This is a genomic window from Pseudomonas sp. Ant30-3, assembly GCF_000690905.1.
In the GTDB taxonomy this organism is placed as follows: domain Bacteria; phylum Pseudomonadota; class Gammaproteobacteria; order Pseudomonadales; family Pseudomonadaceae; genus Aquipseudomonas.
The window spans coordinates 1-19,170 of sequence record NZ_JMCL01000056.1 but is presented as its reverse complement, the minus strand read 5'-3'; the positions used below and the strand labels follow the sequence as shown (position 1 = coordinate 19,170).

Below are 19,170 nucleotides of genomic sequence, written 5' to 3'. Positions count from 1 at the left end.
GTGCTTGCCGATGTCTGAAGCCAGCACTGACAGTTTTTTTCAAAAGCCAGCAGAAGCTGTGGCTGACACGAGCTGGTTGCCAAGGAGGCACTATTGCCCCAGGCGCCGCTACAAGGGCCGCAGGTCGGCAGTAGGGAAGCCATTATGCAAATCGTCGTTCGGGGCAATGGGTTGCACAAGAGCGAGACAAACGCTCTGGATCAGATGCAAAAGCATCTGCGTGAAAGCTGGTTCGGTTACGCATCGGTATTGGTCGCTGATAAGCAGGGTTCGATGGAGTTCGACCTCATTGTCGTGACGCATGACCGCGTGCTCGTGGTCGAACTCAAGGAATGGCACGGCAAGCTGACCAACTACGATGGCAACTGGATCATCACCACCCAGCGTGGCGAGCAGAACAGGGGCAAAAGTGCCTATCACCGCAAGCGAGACCAGGGGTATCGTCTGGCGGCCATTCTCAAAAAAGAAATAGGACACAAACTGTCCTACGACCCCTACGTCGAAGCGCACGTGGTGCTCTGTGGCAGCGCGACGCCTGAGCACTTGCCTGAAGGGGAGCGCAAGTATGTTCACACCCTTGAAGACTTTCTGAAGATCGCGGGCAACGGCTACGAGAGCTTTGTTCAGCAAGTGAGAATGATCAAGTTCGACGAAATGGGCAGGCCAAGACCCAACAAAGCCCAGCCCATTTTCGACAGCTTCTTTCGGGGTAACCGTGTAGAACTTGCTGAATTCCAATACCTGGAATACACCGCTGCTCATGCCCCAGACCGCGTGCATGATCAGCATCTGTTCAGTGAGTATCCCGCCACAAACGCCGGCCCTCCTGTCGGCAAGGCCATGATGCGTCGCTGGGATCTGGCAGCTTTGGGGTTGGCATTTCACGATGACGAGACTTGGCGCCGTGTGGTGACGCGAGAAGACTTTGTCTTTCGCACCGCCAGCGCTGCGAACAGCCCGCTAGAAGATTTTCTTCTCAGGCCTTTGTCCCCGATGGTTGAGGACAACATCACCAGCGACTGCGTCGAACTGTTCGAGATTCGCAAGAACACCCTGCGCCTTGAGCAGCACCTGAATCTGCATGGCCACAAATGGTCGGTTGACGATCGTCTTGACCTGACCAAGGCTCTATTGGCGCCCTTTGCCGAAATGCACAGCATGGGTTTTGCGCACCGGGACATCGACACTCAGAACCTTTGGTACTCCCAGGATTCGCGCATCGTCTTGGCCTCCAGTTTCCACGCCGCCTTCGTCCCTGACAAAGGCACGGTCAAGGATCTGGCCGAACGCCTAAAAAGCAACACGACTCTCCTGCCCGAAGATGTTTATGCCTCACAGGGTGATGTACTCAGCCCGTTTGCCAAAGACGTCTACCTGCTGGCCCTGGTCGCCCACAAGATTTGTTTTCACGGCGCCAAGTTTGTCCTGGAAGAAGGCATTTGCGTATGGCGCTCGGTGGCCAGTGATCCCTTCGATGGCAAGCTGGACGGATTCTTTGCCAAGGCAATGGATCTAGAGCAGAAGAACCGCTTTGCCAATGCTTCTGAAATGCTCGCTGAATTTAACACCCTGGCGATCGGCAAACCGCTGCAATATGACGACACCCAGGAGGTCATGCAGGAGATTGCCAAGGGCGATTTCGTCAAGGTCGATTGGAACCCCTACATGCTGATGAGCTACTTCCCGCCAGCGCCAGGGATCGTTCCTATCGGCACTGCAGAGAAAATGGTCTATCGGTGTGTGTTCGACTCTGAAGAGGCACTATTCAAGTTCTGGCCGAAGGCCGTGGTCGACCTGAAGAATCCTGGCACCAACCGCCGCATCCTGCGCATGAGAAAGCGCATCGAGCAGTCCCTTGAGGACGAATTGCCACTGCCAGCGCTGCTGACCCATGGCATGTTTGCAGGCGGCAACGGACTGTTTGTCGTCACGCGCTTCGAGCAGGGCACCGGCTGGCCTGAATTTGTTACGACCCTGGACAACCTTGAGCAAAAGCTGGAGGCCGCTTCGGCACTCTGCAATCTGCTGATCAACGTGCATGGCCGGGATTTTGCGCACGGGGATCTGCACCCAGGAAACATTCTGGTTCGTCCAAGCGATGAGGGCGACCCTCTTTCGCTGATGTTCATTGACGCACTCGATTTTGGCGACACCTCTGATCCCTACAATGTCGAATACGGCCCGGCAAACCCGGCCAGCACCGACAGCTTTGGTCGCGACTGCTATGCGCTCTACAAGATCGTAGGCGAGCTCCTGGGAGCTGAAGCCCCTACATCTCTGGTCACCGAGTTAGCTTTGGCTAAAGAGCAGCCGAACGGGATTCCCGTTGCCATCGATCCGCTGAATGAGAGCCTCAAGGCAGAGCTCGAAGCTCTTCGAAAGCCTAAGGCACCTGAATTACCTGCGCTGAAATTTGTCGCTGACGTCTTCCGGTGGCCCACAGAAGAGACATTGCTTCAGGGCAGAGAGTCCGCGTATTACCTGCAGGTCGAGCGCGCTGACCGCAATCCAGAGCAGCTGTACATTAGGCTGACCGCGCTGGACAAGCGTCTGGCATTCAATTTTGATCCCGTGCACCAGACGCTGTCTTCGCCTTGGCTCTCCGATGTGTCGTTCAGCGATTATATTTCGGCAGGGCACAAAGCTCAGGCTACCTTCATCCAACCCATCACCGTTCAAAAAGGCATATCAACCAAGGCTACCGATGAGGCGTTCGTACGCTTTCTGCTGAGCCAAGAGCCCGTGCAGAGCTTCCTGAAGAAACCCGAGTCGGTGTCAGGCGAAGAGGAGGGCGGTGAAGAAAGTGATGAGTTCGCCGATCAGAGCATCGGGCCGTCGGCTATCTGGAAGGCAATGCTGGAAACCGAAGGCGACCAGCTGATGCGCGTCGAAATCGAGAATGCCACCTTCGAAGAGAGCGCTAGTGGCGCACTACTCATTCCCTACGTGCCGCAAAATGGCCAGGATCTGGACTTCAACGAAGATGCCGGTGACATCGGCATCTTCCTGGAGGGCGAGAACCGTCCGTTTGGTGAGGTGGTGGCCGAAGAGTGCAGTTCAACACGAATGGCTGTGCGCATGTTTTCTGCCGGCATTCGCAGCGTCAAACAGAAGCTGACGCCGGGCACGGAGCTTATTTTTGAGTCCAAACTCAACAACGCCTCTCGCGAGCGCCGCAAGAAAGCCATGGAGCGCGTGCTCAACGGAGTTTCCCGAATTGCTCACCTCCCTGTCTACTTCGATCAAGCCGGGGCCCTGCAGTCGAAGGTGACTGGCAAGATCCCGGATGAAGCGGCAATCCGAGGGCGCTATGACTCGGATAAGGAGCAACTCAATCCACGCCAAGTCATCGCCTTCCAGCGGGTCATCTCCGAAGGGCCGATCGGTGTATTGCAGGGGCCGCCTGGCACGGGAAAAACCGCCTTCGTCACCAAGCTGATCCACTACCTGTTTGAAAATGAGCTGGCGGGTAACATCCTGCTGGTGGGGCAATCACATGCCTCGGTGGACACGGTCGCGCTCAAGGCCCGCGAACTGTGCTCAGAGCTCGGTACAGACGTCAGCGTCATTCGTCTGGGCCACGAGTCGGCCATTGACGATCAGATGCTCCAGTGCCATTCCAGCTCGATTCAGCGCCAGATCCGCTTCAAGTTTCAACGTGAGTACGAAAAGCGGATCAATGCCCTGTCTTCCCGGCTCATGCTCAGCCAAGATCTGGTCGAGGAACTGGCCAAGCTGCACCGCAGCATCAGTCCGCTTCTCGATCGTATGCGCACCTACACCAAGCAGAGGGACGATATCGCTTCCAAGCGCCAAATCAGCGAAGAAACCCGCATCGAAAAGGTGATGGACTATGACAACAAGATAAAAAGCTGTGTCGAGTCACTGCAGCATCACATGGACAGCCGGGGCTATGAGTTCACCCTGCCATCGCCCACCGCGCCGGAGTTCTGGAGCGAGCTGTCCAACCAGGTGGCGCGCCAGCACGGTGTGACCAATCAGCTGGCCCTGCAGCGCCTGAACAACCTGATCAGCATCAGCCAGGACTGGATCGATGTTTTGGGCTCGGGAGCGGCCAACTACGACAAGTTTCTGGTCAAGACCTCCCAGCTGGTGTGCGGCACCCTGGTGGGCATTGGAGCGGGTGCCTTGCACATCGAAGAGATGGAGTTCGACTGGGTCATCGTCGACGAGGCAGGCCGCGCCCAAGCCTCGGAGCTCATGATTGCCATGCAGTGCGGGCGCCGCGTTTTGCTGGTGGGCGACCACAAGCAGCTGGCCCCCATGTACGAGAAAAAACACGTGCGCGCGGTGGCCAGGAATCTGCAGATCGATGAGCGTGAAGTGGTCAAGACCGACTTCGAGCGCGCCTTTACGGTGAACAATGGCATTGCCCTCGACACCCAGTACCGCATGATCGACCCCATTGGAAAGATTGTCAGCCACTGCTTCTACAACAACGAGCTGCACAGCTACCGCAAGAAAGCGGATTCGTGGTGCGATGAACTTCCGTATCCGCTCAATAAACCTGTCAGCTGGATCGACAGTGGTTCAGGAGAACGCGCGGTCAATGAGGATGAGCCCCAGAAGGGTAAATTCGTCAACAAGCATGAGGTTGCCGTTTGCTTGCACTTGCTGCGCCAGCTCGCACGGCCTGAACACATGGAAAAGCTCAATGCCAAGCGCACGCCGATGAATCCGCAACCCATCGGGGTGATCACCATGTACCGTGGTCAGAAGCGCTTGATCGAGGAAGAATTGAGCCGGGCGGAGTGGGCGGCACCGCTTCGAGATGCAGTCAGAATCGACACGGTTGACTCGTACCAAGGAAGCGAAAACACGTTATTAATTCTTAGCTTAGTGAGGAACAATGACAAAGGACTTCAAGGTTTTCTTGTCGACCAATCGCGAATCAACGTGGCCTTGTCCCGAGCCAAAGATCGCTTAGTCATCATCGGTTCCAAGAAAATGTGGAGCGGGGTGAATGCACCATCTGCGCTGGGAAGTGTGGTCAGTTACGTGACCGAACAACATGCCAAGTCACCTGATGATTATGAAATCGTAGATGGCACCACTGTGATCGAGGGTCAGCGCCATGAGTGAAGAATACCAAGCCGTCGATGCCTCGGGCTTTCGCATCTGCAACACAATCTCCCTGCTGTTGCCAGCGTACCAGTACCAGATAAGCTGCTCATGGACGAAGGAAGTCTCTTTGCCTGCGGTGGAGGAGTTCACTTGTCGTCTGCTGCTGGCCCTGCACGAAGTGCTGCCTGGCGAGATCCGTGAGTATTTCGGCCTATCCAAGCGCGAATGCGAGGTGTTGATCGAGACGCTCATTCGAAACAAGCTGGCCGTCTACACCAATGACGGGCACCTGACGCCTTCAGCGACGCTCACAGATCGCACCAAGGGAAGCACATCGGCCAGCCCGAGTCTCACCAAGTATGAAGAACGAATCGAGCGCCCGATCTTTGAGTTGCTGACCAAGACCATCATGCCGGCCAGCCAGAACAATCGCACTCGCTGGGGACTGCCTCAAATTCCGGTGCCGGCGGAAAATAAAGCCTGGTCGGTTCAGGCTGTGGCGGATGCCTTCGGCGACCAGTACCGCGCTTTTCTGGATTTCTCCAAGCTGCCTGAGTCAGAGGCTCGGAAAACCAGGCTCTACAAGGTTGGTACCTGCGATCAGGCTGCTCCGGTGAACATTCAGGTGGATTTGGAAATCGGTCTGCTGCCAACCCAGGCCGGTAATGTCGAAGTCATCAAGCGCGTTGCCGAGAAAGTTGGCGGCACTCGCCAGCGCCCCTTGAGCATGGAGCTTGAAGCCAAGATTTCCGACTATCTCAACAGCCTGCGCATGCCCAAGGGCGGCATGACTCCCCAAGCCTATTGCGAGGAGTTCGGCGATGACGTGTTGACACGCTATCTGGATGATCGAGGTCTGGATATCAACACGTGGCTGATCGATCACAAGGAACGCAGGACTGGCTACGGCAGCCAGGACACCAGGGCCATGATCGGGCCGGTTTACGACAACAACAACCGGATCACCTTGGGGCGGATGCTCGAAGACCTCTCTAGGGACTGGCCAGAGGGTAAGATTCACTCGGCATTGTGGCTGTCGAGCTCCGTACCGCTATGGGCTGCCAACGGAACATTGCTCAGCGACTTCTGCCGCAAGACCGCCGAGAAGCTCAGTGAAGCGCCTCACGTCAAAGGCCGAATTACCGCTATCCTCCCGTTTGATGAAAAAAGGGAGTTCGGCCAGATGCGCAGCATGTATCACAATCGGATACCTAACGGGATTGCCTTCGAAGGATCGGATCTTCAGGATCGATTCGAGATCTTCCTGATTCCTGGACAGTTGGCCGTGGTGCAGTACCACTTTCAGCCCAGTGACGAGAGCGCGGCGACCGTCCCGATTGGTTACATCACCTGTGATCCGCAGCGTGTTGCCCACATTGACAGCTTCCTCAATTCCCGGCTGTTCAGGAGAGGGGAAGGCCATGTGGTGTGGAGTGAGGATTCTGAGCGAGACATCGCCAATTACATGGAAAAGGATCGGCTGGAGCTAATTCAGTCCAATGGACTTGGCCTTCCTATGTCTAGCCAAGTGAAGCTAACAATTAAGAAGCAGCCTAGAAAGCTCTAGTAAGCTAAAACTGACTACTTGGGCATTTGTATCGGTTTGTATGTCCAACCCGGAGGAGGCGTGGTATGCCCGCGGCGCTTTGGTCGAGTTGCCGTATCCCACTAACGACGTGCGGTTGATGACCAAGGCTGCGATAGCGGTGGTGAATCGTCTCTTTCGGCGCGGATTCAAGTACAGCAAAGCGAAAGTGCTGCAGATAGATCTGCGCCAGCCTGGGAAATTCACAGATGTCCTGCTCGCGCATTCGCAGCCTGTTGTACAGGTCTACGCCTGCCAACGGCATCCTCGGTTGAGGATTACGAAGCCTTGTTGTCGTGGAAATGATCGCCGACATCGCCTAGCTGAGTGCGCCACCCACCTTGAGGCGGGTGGGGTTTATGGAACGCTTAGTGCGCCAGCCAAGCCGGCAGTTGATGAAGGGTGAAAGTCCCTACGAGAAAAGTTATGGCGAAACACCTCGACCCCGAGTCATGCGTCATGCCCCGTGAGGTGTATGGCGAAGCGTTGGCAGGGGAAACCAGCAGGCCAGCCATTGAGCCGCGAAATCATCAGTTTGGGGCGCCGACGCTGTTACACGCCCGGCGTGTTCACCGTCGAACAACACATCCGTGGCAAGTGGGTGCGGTCGATCAGGGCGGTGTGGTGCGCCAGGATCAGACGCCGGGCCAGGTCGTCGTAGTCGGCGAGCAGATAGGTGGCGTGCCGCGTCGCGGCATCTACGACAACATGAAAACGGCTGTCGACAAGGTCAATAAAGGCAAGGGTCGCACGGTCAATGCGCGGTTTTCCGTGATGTGCGCGCACTACCTGTTCGATCCGGATTTCTGCAACGTAGCCTCTGGCTGGGAAAAGGGCATCGTTGAAAAGAACGTCCAAGACAGCCGGCGACGCATCTGGCTCGACGCTCAAGACTGCATGTTTCACACCTTCGAAGAGCTTAATGCCTGGCTCGGCCAGCGCTGTCGTGCACTCTGGGGCGAACTGCTGCACCCGCAGTACAACGGACTGACGGTGGCAGAAGTCCTGGAGCTGGAACGGGTGGAAATGATGCCGATGCCCACCACCTTTGACGGCTACGTCGAACGCACCGTGCGCGTCTCCAGCACCTGTTTGATCAGCGTGGCGCGAAATCGCTACTCGGTGCCTTGTGAGCGGGTAGGCCAATGGGTCAGCAGCCGTCTGTATCCTTCCCGGATTGTAGTCATCGCCGATGAAACGATGATTGCCAGTCACGAGCGCCTCTTTGATCGAGATCAGGTCAGCTTTGACTGGCAACACTACATCCCGCTGATCGAGCGCAAACCCGGAGCGCTGCGCAATGGCGCGCCGTTTGCCGATCTGCCAAAGCCGTTGCTGCTTCTCAAACGGGGTCTGAGACGTCACAGCAACGGTGATCGAATCATGACGCAGGTGCTGGCTGCCGTGCCCATCGCCGGTCTCGACCCGGTGCTGGTAGCGGTAGAACTGGTGCTTGAGTCGGGAAGTCTGAGCGCCGATCACATCTTAAATGTTCTCGCCCGACTCACCGCTACTGCACCGCCACCTTCCGTAGAAACCAGCCTGCAACTCAAGGTGGCTCCCGTTGCCAACACGGCCCGATATGACCAACTCCGTACAACAGATGAGGAGAGCCGCAATGCGTGATCTTATGGCGGAACTCAAAGAACTGCGTCTGCATGGCATGGCCAGCGCCTGGGAAGAACTGGCTTCGCAAGGAGAATCCTCAACGACCTCCTCGAAATGGCTGCTTGAGCATCTGCTCCAACAAGAACATGCGGATCGAGCGGTGCGCTCAGTGAACCACCAGATGAACATGGCCAAACTCCCCATGCATCGTGATTTGGCAGGCTTCGACTTCAGCGCTTCCAGCGCAGACGCCCACTTGGTCAGGGTTTTATCCAACCTGGAGTTCACAGATACCGCACAGAATGTGGTGTTCATCGGCGGGCCTGGAACAGGCAAAACACACCTGGCCACCGCCTTGGCCGTGTCCGGGATCACGACGCATAACAAACGCGTGCGCTTCTACTCCACGGTGGATCTCGTCAATCTGCTGGAGCGTGAAAAGTACGATGGCAAGGCAGGCCGAATTGCCCAAGGACTGATTCGAACAGACCTGGTGATACTTGATGAACTTGGGTATTTGCCCTTCAGCCAGAGTGGTGGCGCGCTGTTATTTCACCTGCTTTCAAAACTGTACGAACACACCAGCGTGGTCATCACCACCAACCTCAGCTTCTCGGAATGGTCGAGTGTGTTTGGCGACGCCAAGATGACCACTGCGTTACTAGATCGGCTGACACACCACTGCCACATCGTCGAAACGGGCAACGAGTCCTACCGTCTGCAACACAGCACCTTGGCCGCCCAGACAAAGATCAAGTCGCGTGAACGAAAGCGCAAGGATGAAGAGGGTATCGAGGACGATGAACCGTTTTGATCTGCACCATAAACACCCTGCCGCATGCCTGCATGCGGTGGGGCCCGATGCGTCTTCAACCAGGACACTACTGCTAAGCTTATCCACAATTGCTGGGACAAAAGTCAGCAATCCGCCCTGGGTCAATTTTCAATCGGCAGGGTGGGTCAGTTTTCAATCAGCGCCAACAGACATATAGCTCTGCTCGCTGTACTCACTGTTTACAGCGGTTGCCGGTAGGGTTAGAGCAGACTCCGTTTCTGCCTGTAGATTAGGTACGACCAGAACGCCCAGCAACGATAGAGAGGCTGGGTAAATGCGCGATAGAGCCACTATGGACACCTTTTGTATGAATAATGGCACTAATGGTAACGATTATCTTTTGAAAGTAAATACATATCATTTTTATTCAAGGCGTTGACACTACTTGGTACGGTAGTCTCAGTTTATGGGTGCTGGATCGCTCAGCAACGCATGTACACAATGCCAGATGCGCTCGCCGAGCAGAGCCCTAAGGCACAAGACGAACGCAAGGTGCTGTATTGGTATGACCCGATGGTCCCGCAGCAGAAGTTCGATAAACCAGGCAAATCGCCCTTTATGGACATGCAGCTGGTACCGCAATACGCGGATGACTGACAGCCAAGCGGGTGAGCGCGCCGGCGTGCGCTTTTTCGAGTTTTTTACGGCGACGATCCGCAACCCCAACACCCGGCGCGCCTATGCCCGCGCGGTGCAGGAGTTCCTGACCTGGTGCAATACAGTCGGTGTGCCTAGCCTGGCTGCGGTGGGCCCTTTGCATTTGAGCTGCAGACGCAAACGCTGGCGGCCCCCTCGGTGAAACAACGGCTGGCGGCGATCCGGCAGCTGTTCTATTGGGCAGCCAGGCGCGCCGCCACCACTGCCGGATACCCGACATAATTTCCGACTGCGGATAATTGCGTTTATGCCAAGCTTGGCATAAACGCAAGAACTGGCTCTTCGCCGGGTCGCTACGCAGCGGAAAACGGGCAGCGGCGATCATGAGTTTGATCCAGTCCGCGCGGCTGAATGGTCATGACCCGTACGCCTATCTAAAGGATGTCCTCACGCGCCTGCCGACGCAGCGGGCGAGTGAAATCGAGCAGTTGCTTCCGCATAAGTGGCAGTTGGTTTAATCACGCAAGACGTGTTGCCCGGTCGCATACCACCATAAAACAGAGGGGCAATCTGAAGCCTCAGAAGTTAGGTGTCGGCCCGCCAGTGGATAGGATTGAGCGAGTGGTTTCGACATTTCAAATGACAAAACCTCGCCCCGCATTGCGAACTGGCCAACGCCCTCGATTTGAGGAAGCTAACTCCTGCCATTGCCGGAAGTCTCCAGTCTCGGCTGGGGACGGACAACTCTCCCAGTGAGGGGAAGCTAGAGAGCCATCGACGACTGCGCGACGAGTCGCTGGGTTTCCACCAGCGGTGGGATATGGGGTAACGGGTAGTTGGGGCATGAGATCGCATTTCACGATGCCATCGGCGGATGGAAAAGAAGATGGTTGAAAGGGCGTGCGAATTCCGCACTTTCTCCCCGAGACCCCGCTGACCGAACACAATCACCTATAGTCGTAGTGAAATATCCGAAGACCGCTGGTAATCTCCTGACCACGTTCGCCAAACATTAAGGGATGGAGGCGAAAATAGAAGCCCTGGAGCCGCGAACCTCCGGGGCTTTGCTTTTCTACTTGGCGAGCACGTAAATGATCAGCGACATGGTTAAGACCCAGGAAATGATCAGTATCATACCCATGTTAATAAAATGCTGATCCATCGCCATTCCTTGTTCATGGTTTGACCTTCAAGATCAGCTTAGCGCATCACGGCCCTGACGCACGCTTGGCAAGCCCGTAACGCGATCAGTCCTTGATCGCTGGCGTCGGTGATTCCGATAATTTGTTGAGCATGCGCTGGGTCAAGTCTGGTCCGCTGGGTACGGCAATACAGCAGACCAGATAGCGACTCACCTGTTATCAACAGTTATTTTTGCCAGACGCTGGTTACCATTTTTGTTTCCATCGGAAGCAGGTGTTTTGATTGGAAACCTATTCAATTGCCGAACAACCTACTGAGTATTGCGTAAAGCGCTAACCAATTTGTGAAACGCTCCCGTGTAGTCACCGGGTAATGCGTTGCTCGCCATCGTCAGCCTTAACCTCTCCAGGATAGCTTTTAGACCAGCCTATAGGCGAAAGCGCTTAACCAAACCGTCAAGTTCATGACCTAGGCGTGCCAACTCAATACTTGAGGCGGCTGTCTCATCACTAGCACCAGCGGTTTGTTCAGAGATATCACGCACGTTCAGCACGCTACGGTTGATCTCTTCAGCCACTGCGCTCTGCTGTTCAGCGGCTGAGGCAATCTGCTGATTCATCAACTGGATTGTAGACACCGTGCGGGTGATACTTTCCAGAGATGGTCCGGCGCGACGAGTTAACTCAACACTGCTATCAGTCAATATACGACTGCTTTCCATAACGTCGGATACTTCTTGAGTGCCGCTTTGCAAGCTGGCGATCAGCCTTTCAATTTCTTCGGTGGATTGCTGGGTACGCTGTGCCAGGCTACGAACTTCATCGGCAACCACCGCAAAACCTCTTCCAGCTTCACCAGCTCGCGCTGCCTCAATGGCGGCGTTGAGAGCGAGCAGGTTGGTTTGTTGTGCGACCGCCTTAATAACATCGAGCACACCGCCGATTTTGTTGCTTCCCTCTCTGAGATTACTCATAGCCACGGTGGAGTTGCCGACTTCGATAGCAAGGCGTTCGATTTGAGCCACAGCCGCGCCAACAACTTTGTCACCTTCGCGGGCCTGCTGATCTGCGGCAGCGGCGGCGTCAGAGGCCTCTTCAGCATTGCGTGCTACCTCTTGCACGGTGGAGGTCATTTCGTTCATGGCAGTAGCAACTTGATCGGTTTCGACTTTTTGGCTGTTCACGCCAGCACTGGTGGCGCCAAACATCATAGTTTGACACACGAAAGTCAATAAAATCAGTCATTTACGGAACCTGCCGGGATGCCATGTTGACAACATAGATTGACACAATCCATGACGATATTCGAAAGACGGGATGAGTCTATAACAACATAGTTTGACACCACCCGCGGGAGCCTTTTTAAAGTCGAGATTCGGCGTTTTTCAAGGTAGTTGTCGCGTACCCGCTTGTGATGGTTCTACTTAACTGCGGTTGGAATCAAAATGACATGCCCCCAGCTACCTGAATCAGTATTTCTTTGACCAGATGTGTGCCGTGGGTTGTAGAGAGCATCGCAGTTGGACTTTTGCCCGAAAAACGGGATTTGGGTTTGAAAAGCCAGTGTTTGGCCTTCCCCGCGTCCCCGAAGATTACCTCGGCCACTGTGCCGCGAGCACGGCATCAGCTCGGCCACGCTCTACAAGTGGCGCACCAAGTTCGGCGGCATGGACGCATCGCTGATGGCTCGGTTGCGCGAACTGGAAGACGAAAACCGGCGCTTCAAAAAAATGTACGCCGAAGAGCGCCTCAAAGCCGAAATCATCCAGGAAACCATGGCAAAAAAGCGGTGAAGCCATCGCGGCGACGAGAGATGGCGCAGGAAGCGGTTCGTTCAGGTCGGTGCAGTATCAAGCTGACGTGCCTCGCCTTCGGGGTCAGCATCACGTGCTATCGCTATCAACCGTGCTTGTCGCCTGAAAACGCCGAGATCGCCGATCACCTGATCCGACTCACGCATAACCAGCGTAACTGGGGGTTTGGCTTGTACTTTCTGTACCTGCGCAACGTGAAGGGCTATCGCTGGAACCACAAGCGGGTGTACCGGACTTACCGCGAACTGTAACTGAACCTGCGAATCAAGCCGCGTAAGCGCATCGTGCGCGAGAAGCCCGAACCGCTGGCCGTTTCTGAGGCCACCAACCAGTGCTGGTCGATGGACTTCATGTACGATCAATTATCGGATGGGCGCAGCGTTCGGGTTTTCAATCTGATTGACGACTTCAACCGTGAAGCCCTGAGTGTGGAAATTGATTTGTCGCTACCGGCTGAACGTGTGGTGCGTGCGCTGGATCAGGTCATAGAATGGCGTGGAAAGCCGCTGGCGATCCGCAGCGATAACGGTCCAGAATTTATCAGCGCCAAGCTCGCTGGGTGGGCCGAGAAACGGGGCATCCGACTGGAATATTTCAACCGGGCAACCCGCAGCAGAATGCCTACGTCGAGCGCTACAACCGCACGGTACGTTATGACTGGCTGGGACATTACCTGTTTGAGTCGATAGCTGAAGTTCAGGACTACGGTACGAAATGGATCTGGACATACAACCACGAGCGCCCGAATATGGCCCTCAGAGGCATCACCCCTAAACAAAAGTTGGCCCTAGTGGCCTGACCTCTATTTCTGGCGAGTATTAAAAATTGGGGGTTTACCGATTTTGTTCGTCTAGCACCCAGGTAGAGTTATTGTAATTCATGGGGGCTGAGGTGAGAAGCAAACACCAACCCGGAGGAGCTGCCCCTTTACAACAAAGGATTTACGCCGCCGCGACTAATTCCAGGTTGCCATAGATTGAAAATCTGATGAGGGAGAGGCGCCATTCGCATTTGGGCCGTAGGCGCTTCAGATAGCTGTAGACATCGTGTGGTTTATTGATTTTGGACCGAGCTCATATCCATCTCCGAGCTCATATCAATCTCCGGGCTCAAGGTTCCTAGCCAAGCGACTAGACCCACTATGATTATTGCTACCGAGAACTCTATGGCCATACTGCGCCGCAAAACATTAACGACGCCAGTGTATTCTCCGCTCTGGATCGATCGTTCTAAAAGTGGGCTCAAGTGAAAACGGTTCAGCGTAGCTAATACAATCATCGCTGCAAATAGTAAAATTTTCAAACAAAGTAGCACGCCATAAGTAGTAAACGTTATCCCGTCCAATGTTGGACCTACAATGAAAAGATAATTTACTATGCCCGTAATACCTAGACTCACTACGATCAATGCACCCGCTGATTCAAACCCGGTAAGAACTCGGGAGAGAATTCGTACCTCTTGTTCGCCATTTAGAATCTTCGTGCGCAGCAGTAAAGCGAATGCGGCCAGAGCCCCCATCCAGCCACCGGCGGCCAAAAGGTGAAATATATCGCTAGTGAAATGTATATAACGACGATTGCCTTCGTCCATCGCGCCATGCCCTGTCCACGCTAGGGTAGCGAGAGCAATAGCACCAAGGACTGTAACCGCCCATAGGCTGAGGGTGGGAAAGCGTTTGTTAAGTGTGACGGCAATACCTGCCAGCACAAGGGCTGCTATTCGGACCATCCAAGTGAGCCCGACGTCGGTACCAGTGATAACCATCTCAAAAATATGGCGATGAAGCTCAGTGAGTTCTGAGACACCGCTCATTGCTTTCGCAAGTAACAGCATAGCGGCAAGGGACATAAGCACACCAATAACTACTGTACCGAAAAGGAGCGACTCAAAGTTCAAGACCGTGCCGGATACCCGCTCTTTTCCCCTAAGGCTATACAAGCCAAAAATTGCTAATCCAAACAGCAGCATCAGGTCTAAATAAAGAGCGAGGCGAAGGGCTATGTTGATTGAGTCGCTCATGGATCATTTCACTTTAAAAGAGAAGTTGCCTGTGATGGGATGAGTGTCAGAAGAGACCGCCCGCCATTCGACCTTATAAGTACCCGTGGTTAACGGAGCGGCAGGCGTGATAACCATCATTTTCGGATCGTCGCCGCCTGCGACACCAGCCTTAACGCCCATTGGAGAGTTCGGCATGCCAGGCATGTCGGTCATGATCAGTTTTGCTCCTGAGAACTGAGTCGTGAGGTTCTCCGAGAAGTGCAGCTCGATCTTGGCAGGCGCTGCGGAGGTCGAGCCTTCCGAAGGAGTGGAAGAAACTAGCTTTGGATGTGCTTGAGCAATCGCGCTCAAGAGCAAACCAGCGGTAAGCGCAACAGCTACGGTGGTAGTTTTAAAGAGTGACATGCAAGACTCCTCACAGCTTGAGCTGTTGGTTCGAGGTTGGGTGGGGGAGATCTAGTTTTTACTTCTCAATTCCGGTTAAAACCACAAGCGAATACCAAGCGTATGCCGCGTACTGAACCGAGGTAGCAGATCAGAATGACCGCGTTATAGAGCTAGGCTCTGTACGTAAAGTATTGTCGCAAGCACCGCATAGCGCAGGCCAATGAGACCATCGCCGCAAAACTTGTTGCGAGCTTGTCGAAGCGCGTCACGATGCGACGGTTCTCCTTCAGCCAGCCAAACATGCGTTCGATGATGTTGCGCTGCCGATATTTGGGGCGATCAAAAAGTCGAGGCAATCCTGGCTTGGTTTTGCGCTTCATGCTTCGCAACGGAATGACTGGCTGCATGCGATAACGATCACAATACTGGCGCAGCGCTTCAGCGTCGTAACCCTTGTCAGCCAGCAACCAGCGGCAACGCTTGCGTGGGCGACCGCGCAGGCTGGGTATGCAAGCCTGATCGAGTAGCGGTTGGGCATAGGCTATATCGCTGGCTTGTCCGCCTGACAACAGGAAACGCAGAGGCACACCATTGGCGTCGCACAGCATGTGAATCTTGGTCGTCAGGCCACCCCGGCTGCGCCCGAGCGCGTGGTCTTGCGGTTCTTCAAATCCCCTTTTTTCCCGGCACCTGATGAGGCCCGGGTTGCTCGTACGGCAGTGGAGTCGATCATCCATGTTTCCAAGTCAATCAAACCCTGCTCATTCAATCGGATATGAAGACGCTTGAGCATCTGATCAAAAGCTCCGCAATCACGCCATCCCCGGAACCGTTGATAGATCGTTGACCAAGGGCCGAATCGTTCGGGCATGTCTCGCCAGGCTGCGCCAGAGCAAAGCACCCAGAGAATACCGTTTAGCATCAGGCGATCATCGGCCCGAGGGCGCCCGGTGCGCTGATTTTTGGTGAAGATATCTGCAACCAGATCCCAGGCTGCGTCGGGGAGTTCATACCGCTTTGCCATCTTGGCCTCCTGGCTTTAATGGCGGTGTATTTTACAGAAAATCGTATTTCTTGGGTTTACGTACAGAGCCTAGGACACGATGCCACATGACTGCCGACTGTTCGATTACATTTCAGTAAGCTTTGCGCGTGCTCTCTGGTCCAGATTGAGGGTCGTCATCGTGGCTTTTACTTTCACGATGTTCGTTATCTTGGCTTCCTCTCTGAAACCTGTTGGTCAATCCTCCTAGGAGCAAAGGCCGCTACCTTTGCTCCGATGCAGCGTCTGAAAAAGGTTAGGCACGTTTCAGTCCGGCACTAGGGAGCTCCATATGGAAGGCTGTTTTTCGATTGGCTGAGGTACACCAGATCTTGCCTTCGTGGGCTTCTATGATCGATCGCGTAATCGAGAGCCCCAGTCCAGCGTTGCTGGGGCTCCCTTCGCGCCGCGCCGGATCCACGCGATAAAATCGATCGAAAAGCTTTTCAAGGTGTTCGGACGCAATGGTTTCTCCAGGGTTTTCCACGACTACCAATGTCGACATCCCTTTTTGTTGGATATCGACATTGATGGTCTTCCCCTCCGGGGTGTACCGCAGCGCATTAGAAAGCAGATTCGAGATGGCTCTGTGCAACATCAAAACGTCGCCCCAGACACTTCCTCTTCCTGAAACCGTAAGGTTGATACCACGCTCATCGGCTAGCAGACGGTAGTACTCGAGCAGCTTCTCCACGACCTCCAATAGGTCTATCGGTTTGTTCTCATGCGTGATCAGACCGTTGTCAGATTTAGCCAGAAAGAGCATGTCATCAATCATCCGCGACATACGCTTCAAGTCATCCAGATTCGAATACAGATTGTCTTCGTAGTCCTCGATATCCCTTTTTCTAGAGAGCACCACTTCGGTATGGGTCATCAGATTACTGACCGGAGTACGCAGTTCGTGAGCAATGTCTGCTGAGAAATTTGATAGCCGGACAAAAGCATCATCCAGCCTGGACAGCATCGCGTTGAATGACGACACCATCTGTTGAAGCTCTTTTGGAACCGGTGCTAAAGGGATGCGTTCTTTGAGTGATTTGGCGGACATCGAGGCCGCGACCATGGTGACCTGACGGATAGGACGCATGCCGCTACGTGCAACCATCCACCCCAGCCCTGCACTGACGAGCGCACTGATCACCAGCCCTATCCAGAACCATCGCTGAAGCGTCTCGAAGAAGGACATATGCTGAGTAACATCAAAGATCAAGATGACGGTCAGCGGTTTGTCCTGACCAGTCACTATCGCTGGTGCCGTCAAGCCACGGAACATCTGCTCTTGGTCTTGCCATTCCCAGACATTGTTGTTTGTCGTCGTGCGGAACTCCTCCGGAACATTTACTGGCCCTGGATCAGCGAAAAGTATTCTACCGTCACCATCTATAATTAGGGCAGTCAGATCACGGTGAGCTCCGAGCAACGCCTGCAGCTCAGGCTTAAAATCGCCGAATTGATCGATGCTTTTCAGCTCTCCCAACATTCTCTGTGTTGAGTGGAGCTTTTCGTTCAGGGCCTGCTGATCCAGCATTTTGAAGTGATGCCGGCTGAGGTGGTTAAAGCTGACTCCGGCGACAGTGAGCACAGCTGTTACCGCAAGCATGAACATCAGGCTCATGCGTGTAGTCAGGGATAGGCGGTTCATTTTGACTCCGGATCCGGTGCATCAAGCATGTAGCCCATACCACGTGAGGTGTGGATCAGCTTGACCTCAAAGTCGTCATCAATCTTCGCCCTGAGCCTGCGCACCGCAACCTCGATTACGTTGGTATCGCTGTCGAAATTCATGTCCCAAACTTGCGAGGCGATGAGCGACTTCGGCAGCACTTCGCCTCGGCGACGGAGCAGAAGTTCCAGCAGCGCAAACTCCTTGGCCGTCAGGTCTATGCGTTTACCTCCCCGAATGGCCCTGCGTTTGAGCAGGTCCACCTCTAGATCGGCCAGTTTCATACTGGTTGGCGAGGGCGCGCCATTACCGCGACGCAGTAGTGTTCTGACGCGGGCCAGCAATTCAGAAAATGCGAAGGGCTTGATCAGGTAATCATCCGCTCCGAGCTCAAGCCCCTTAACGCGATCTTCAACACGGTCTCGCGCAGTCAGAAATAACACCGGTACATCTTTTCCTGCCGAACGCACCTTCTGAAGCACTTCCCACCCATCCAGACCGGGCATCATGACGTCCAGAATCAGCAGGTCATACGCTTCGCTCAAGGCGTGTTGCAGGGCCTCCGTACCATTGGTGAAACGATCAACGTTGAACCCAGCCTCAGTAAGGCCCTGTTGCAAGTAGATACCTATTTTCGGTTCGTCTTCAGCAACCAGAAGTCTCATTGGAGTGGCTCTAAAAGTGATGAGGGGGCTGAGTTTGCAACGAATTAGCCCATCCAACCAGAAACTGACAGAAATGTAATTCTGGCTTCAGGTAGATGTCAGCAAGCGTTGTCTAGGGTTTCCACATGAACACCTTCAAGTGCTCATCCGACTCTCCAGCACGAAAATTTTAAAGGAGCCGGACAATGTTTCCACTAAGGAGCAGCCCCATGAACTACCTCAAAACTTTGTTTTTTGTGAGCTCAATATTCGTCTCGGCCTCGGCATGGGCTGAGGGCGGCGGAGACCGAGTGATGGAGCGCATGGAAAGCATGCGTAATAAAGCGGAAACCGTTCTGATTCAAGCCGAAAAAGCCCCTGCGGGCCAACGCCATGTGCACATGGCAGAGCACATGAAAATGCTTGGCGAGATTATGAAGGAGCTCCATAACGATCATCCAGACGCATCAATGACAACTCAACAGCATCTCGCCTGGATGGAAAAGCACGACAAAATCGTCGATGACGTTTTGATCCAAATGCAACGCGAACACAAGCTAATGCTTTCAGAAAACCATCAGTAAACATCCTCCTTTCAAGGTTTTTCGTAATTAATCCCGGTTACAAACGGCGTCGCTTCGACGCCGTGATTTATTTCAAAAACTGACAGAAATGTAGTGTTCAGGTCAGTTAACTGGCAGTTCAGTTTCTTTAGCATAGCGAGTGTTTTTCTCGCTCATCCTTGAGGTCACTATGAAAGCTAA

Annotated in this window: 12 protein-coding genes and 7 pseudogenes; 10 read left to right on the top strand and 9 right to left on the bottom strand. The window is 54.3% G+C overall.

Features of this window, described 5'->3' with window-relative positions:
• Nucleotides 1-144: 144 nt before the first annotated feature.
• The 3 genes and pseudogenes from DU29_RS0114065 to DU29_RS1000000133275 all read left to right on the top strand — a co-directional run.
• Nucleotides 145-5,103, top strand: a complete 4,959-nt coding sequence (locus DU29_RS0114065) for an AAA domain-containing protein (protein WP_028622294.1) — start codon at nucleotides 145-147, stop codon at nucleotides 5,101-5,103.
• The gene (locus DU29_RS0114060; RefSeq protein ID WP_028622293.1) at nucleotides 5,096-6,652 is read left to right on the top strand and encodes a hypothetical protein; all 1,557 of its coding nucleotides are present in this window, start codon (nucleotides 5,096-5,098) and stop codon (nucleotides 6,650-6,652) included. Before DU29_RS0114065 ends, DU29_RS0114060 begins: the two co-directional genes overlap by 8 nt.
• A 40-nt stretch (nucleotides 6,653-6,692) precedes the next feature.
• A pseudogene (locus tag DU29_RS1000000133275) lies at nucleotides 6,693-6,905 on the top strand (DNA polymerase V subunit UmuC); the annotation flags it as partial.
• A 279-nt stretch (nucleotides 6,906-7,184) separates the two neighbouring features.
• Here DU29_RS1000000133275 and DU29_RS1000000132355 read toward each other — a convergent pair.
• Nucleotides 7,185-7,351 (bottom strand): annotated as a pseudogene (locus DU29_RS1000000132355) (AcaB family transcriptional regulator); the annotation flags it as partial.
• On the opposite strand from DU29_RS1000000132355, the pseudogene DU29_RS01000000129895 reads away from it, so the two are divergent.
• From DU29_RS01000000129895 to DU29_RS1000000131485, 5 genes and pseudogenes are all read left to right on the top strand, one after another.
• Nucleotides 7,343-8,296: pseudogene (locus DU29_RS01000000129895) on the top strand (Mu transposase domain-containing protein); the annotation flags it as partial. The pseudogenes DU29_RS1000000132355 and DU29_RS01000000129895 overlap by 9 nt on opposite strands.
• Nucleotides 8,289-9,092 (top strand): IS21-like element helper ATPase IstB, encoded by an 804-nt coding sequence (gene istB / locus DU29_RS0114050; RefSeq protein ID WP_028622292.1) that lies wholly within the window; start codon nucleotides 8,289-8,291, stop codon nucleotides 9,090-9,092. The pseudogene DU29_RS01000000129895 and the gene istB, both read left to right, overlap by 8 nt.
• A 396-nt stretch (nucleotides 9,093-9,488) precedes the next feature.
• Nucleotides 9,489-9,701: pseudogene (locus DU29_RS1000000131490) on the top strand (heavy metal-binding domain-containing protein); the annotation flags it as partial.
• Nucleotide 9,702: 1 nt separating this feature from the next.
• Nucleotides 9,703-9,912, top strand: coding sequence for a hypothetical protein (locus DU29_RS0114040; RefSeq protein WP_028622291.1), 210 nt, complete (start codon nucleotides 9,703-9,705; stop codon nucleotides 9,910-9,912).
• Nucleotides 9,913-10,036: 124 nt separating this feature from the next.
• Nucleotides 10,037-10,228: pseudogene (locus DU29_RS1000000131485) on the top strand (transposase domain-containing protein); the annotation flags it as partial.
• A 682-nt stretch (nucleotides 10,229-10,910) separates the two neighbouring features.
• On the opposite strand, the pseudogene DU29_RS1000000133270 reads toward DU29_RS1000000131485, so the two are convergent.
• The 3 genes and pseudogenes from DU29_RS1000000133270 to DU29_RS1000000131475 all read right to left on the bottom strand — a co-directional run.
• Nucleotides 10,911-11,027, bottom strand: a pseudogene (locus DU29_RS1000000133270) (lysis protein); the annotation flags it as partial.
• Nucleotides 11,028-11,280: 253 nt separating this feature from the next.
• A complete protein-coding gene (locus DU29_RS01000000129890; protein WP_442961307.1) occupies nucleotides 11,281-11,985 on the bottom strand; it encodes a methyl-accepting chemotaxis protein in 705 nt (234 codons plus the stop codon).
• Between the two features lie 307 nt (nucleotides 11,986-12,292).
• Nucleotides 12,293-12,457, bottom strand: a complete 165-nt coding sequence (locus tag DU29_RS1000000131475; RefSeq protein ID WP_081832491.1) for an MbcA/ParS/Xre antitoxin family protein — start codon at nucleotides 12,455-12,457, stop codon at nucleotides 12,293-12,295.
• Here DU29_RS1000000131475 and DU29_RS01000000129880 point away from each other — a divergent pair.
• Nucleotides 12,457-13,465: pseudogene (locus DU29_RS01000000129880) on the top strand (IS3 family transposase); the annotation flags it as partial. The gene DU29_RS1000000131475 and the pseudogene DU29_RS01000000129880 overlap by 1 nt on opposite strands.
• A 254-nt stretch (nucleotides 13,466-13,719) precedes the next feature.
• Here the strand turns inward: DU29_RS01000000129880 and copD are convergent.
• From copD to DU29_RS0113990, 5 genes are all read right to left on the bottom strand, one after another.
• Nucleotides 13,720-14,685 carry a copper homeostasis membrane protein CopD gene (gene copD / locus DU29_RS0114015; protein ID WP_028622290.1) on the bottom strand — a complete coding sequence of 322 codons (966 nt, stop codon included), beginning with the start codon at nucleotides 14,683-14,685 and terminating at the stop codon, nucleotides 13,720-13,722.
• A gap of 3 nt (nucleotides 14,686-14,688) precedes the next feature.
• Entirely contained in the window at nucleotides 14,689-15,072 is a 384-nt protein-coding gene (gene copC, locus DU29_RS0114010) for a copper homeostasis periplasmic binding protein CopC (RefSeq protein ID WP_028622289.1), read from the bottom strand.
• A 152-nt stretch (nucleotides 15,073-15,224) separates the two neighbouring features.
• A protein-coding gene (locus DU29_RS1000000131470; protein WP_086005488.1) for an IS5 family transposase occupies nucleotides 15,225-16,078 on the bottom strand; the annotation gives its coding sequence in 2 pieces (ribosomal slippage) (nucleotides 15,225-15,734 and nucleotides 15,737-16,078; 852 coding nt in all).
• A 274-nt stretch (nucleotides 16,079-16,352) separates the two neighbouring features.
• Nucleotides 16,353-17,741 (bottom strand): heavy metal sensor histidine kinase, encoded by a 1,389-nt coding sequence (locus DU29_RS0113995; protein WP_028622288.1) that lies wholly within the window; start codon nucleotides 17,739-17,741, stop codon nucleotides 16,353-16,355.
• Entirely contained in the window at nucleotides 17,738-18,427 is a 690-nt protein-coding gene (locus DU29_RS0113990) for a heavy metal response regulator transcription factor (protein ID WP_028622287.1), read from the bottom strand. Before DU29_RS0113990 ends, DU29_RS0113995 begins: the two co-directional genes overlap by 4 nt.
• 209 nt (nucleotides 18,428-18,636) lie before the next feature.
• On the opposite strand from DU29_RS0113990, the gene DU29_RS0113985 reads away from it, so the two are divergent.
• Entirely contained in the window at nucleotides 18,637-18,990 is a 354-nt protein-coding gene (locus DU29_RS0113985; RefSeq protein WP_028622286.1) for a co-regulatory protein PtrA N-terminal domain-containing protein, read from the top strand.
• Nucleotides 18,991-19,170 lie beyond the last annotated feature (180 nt).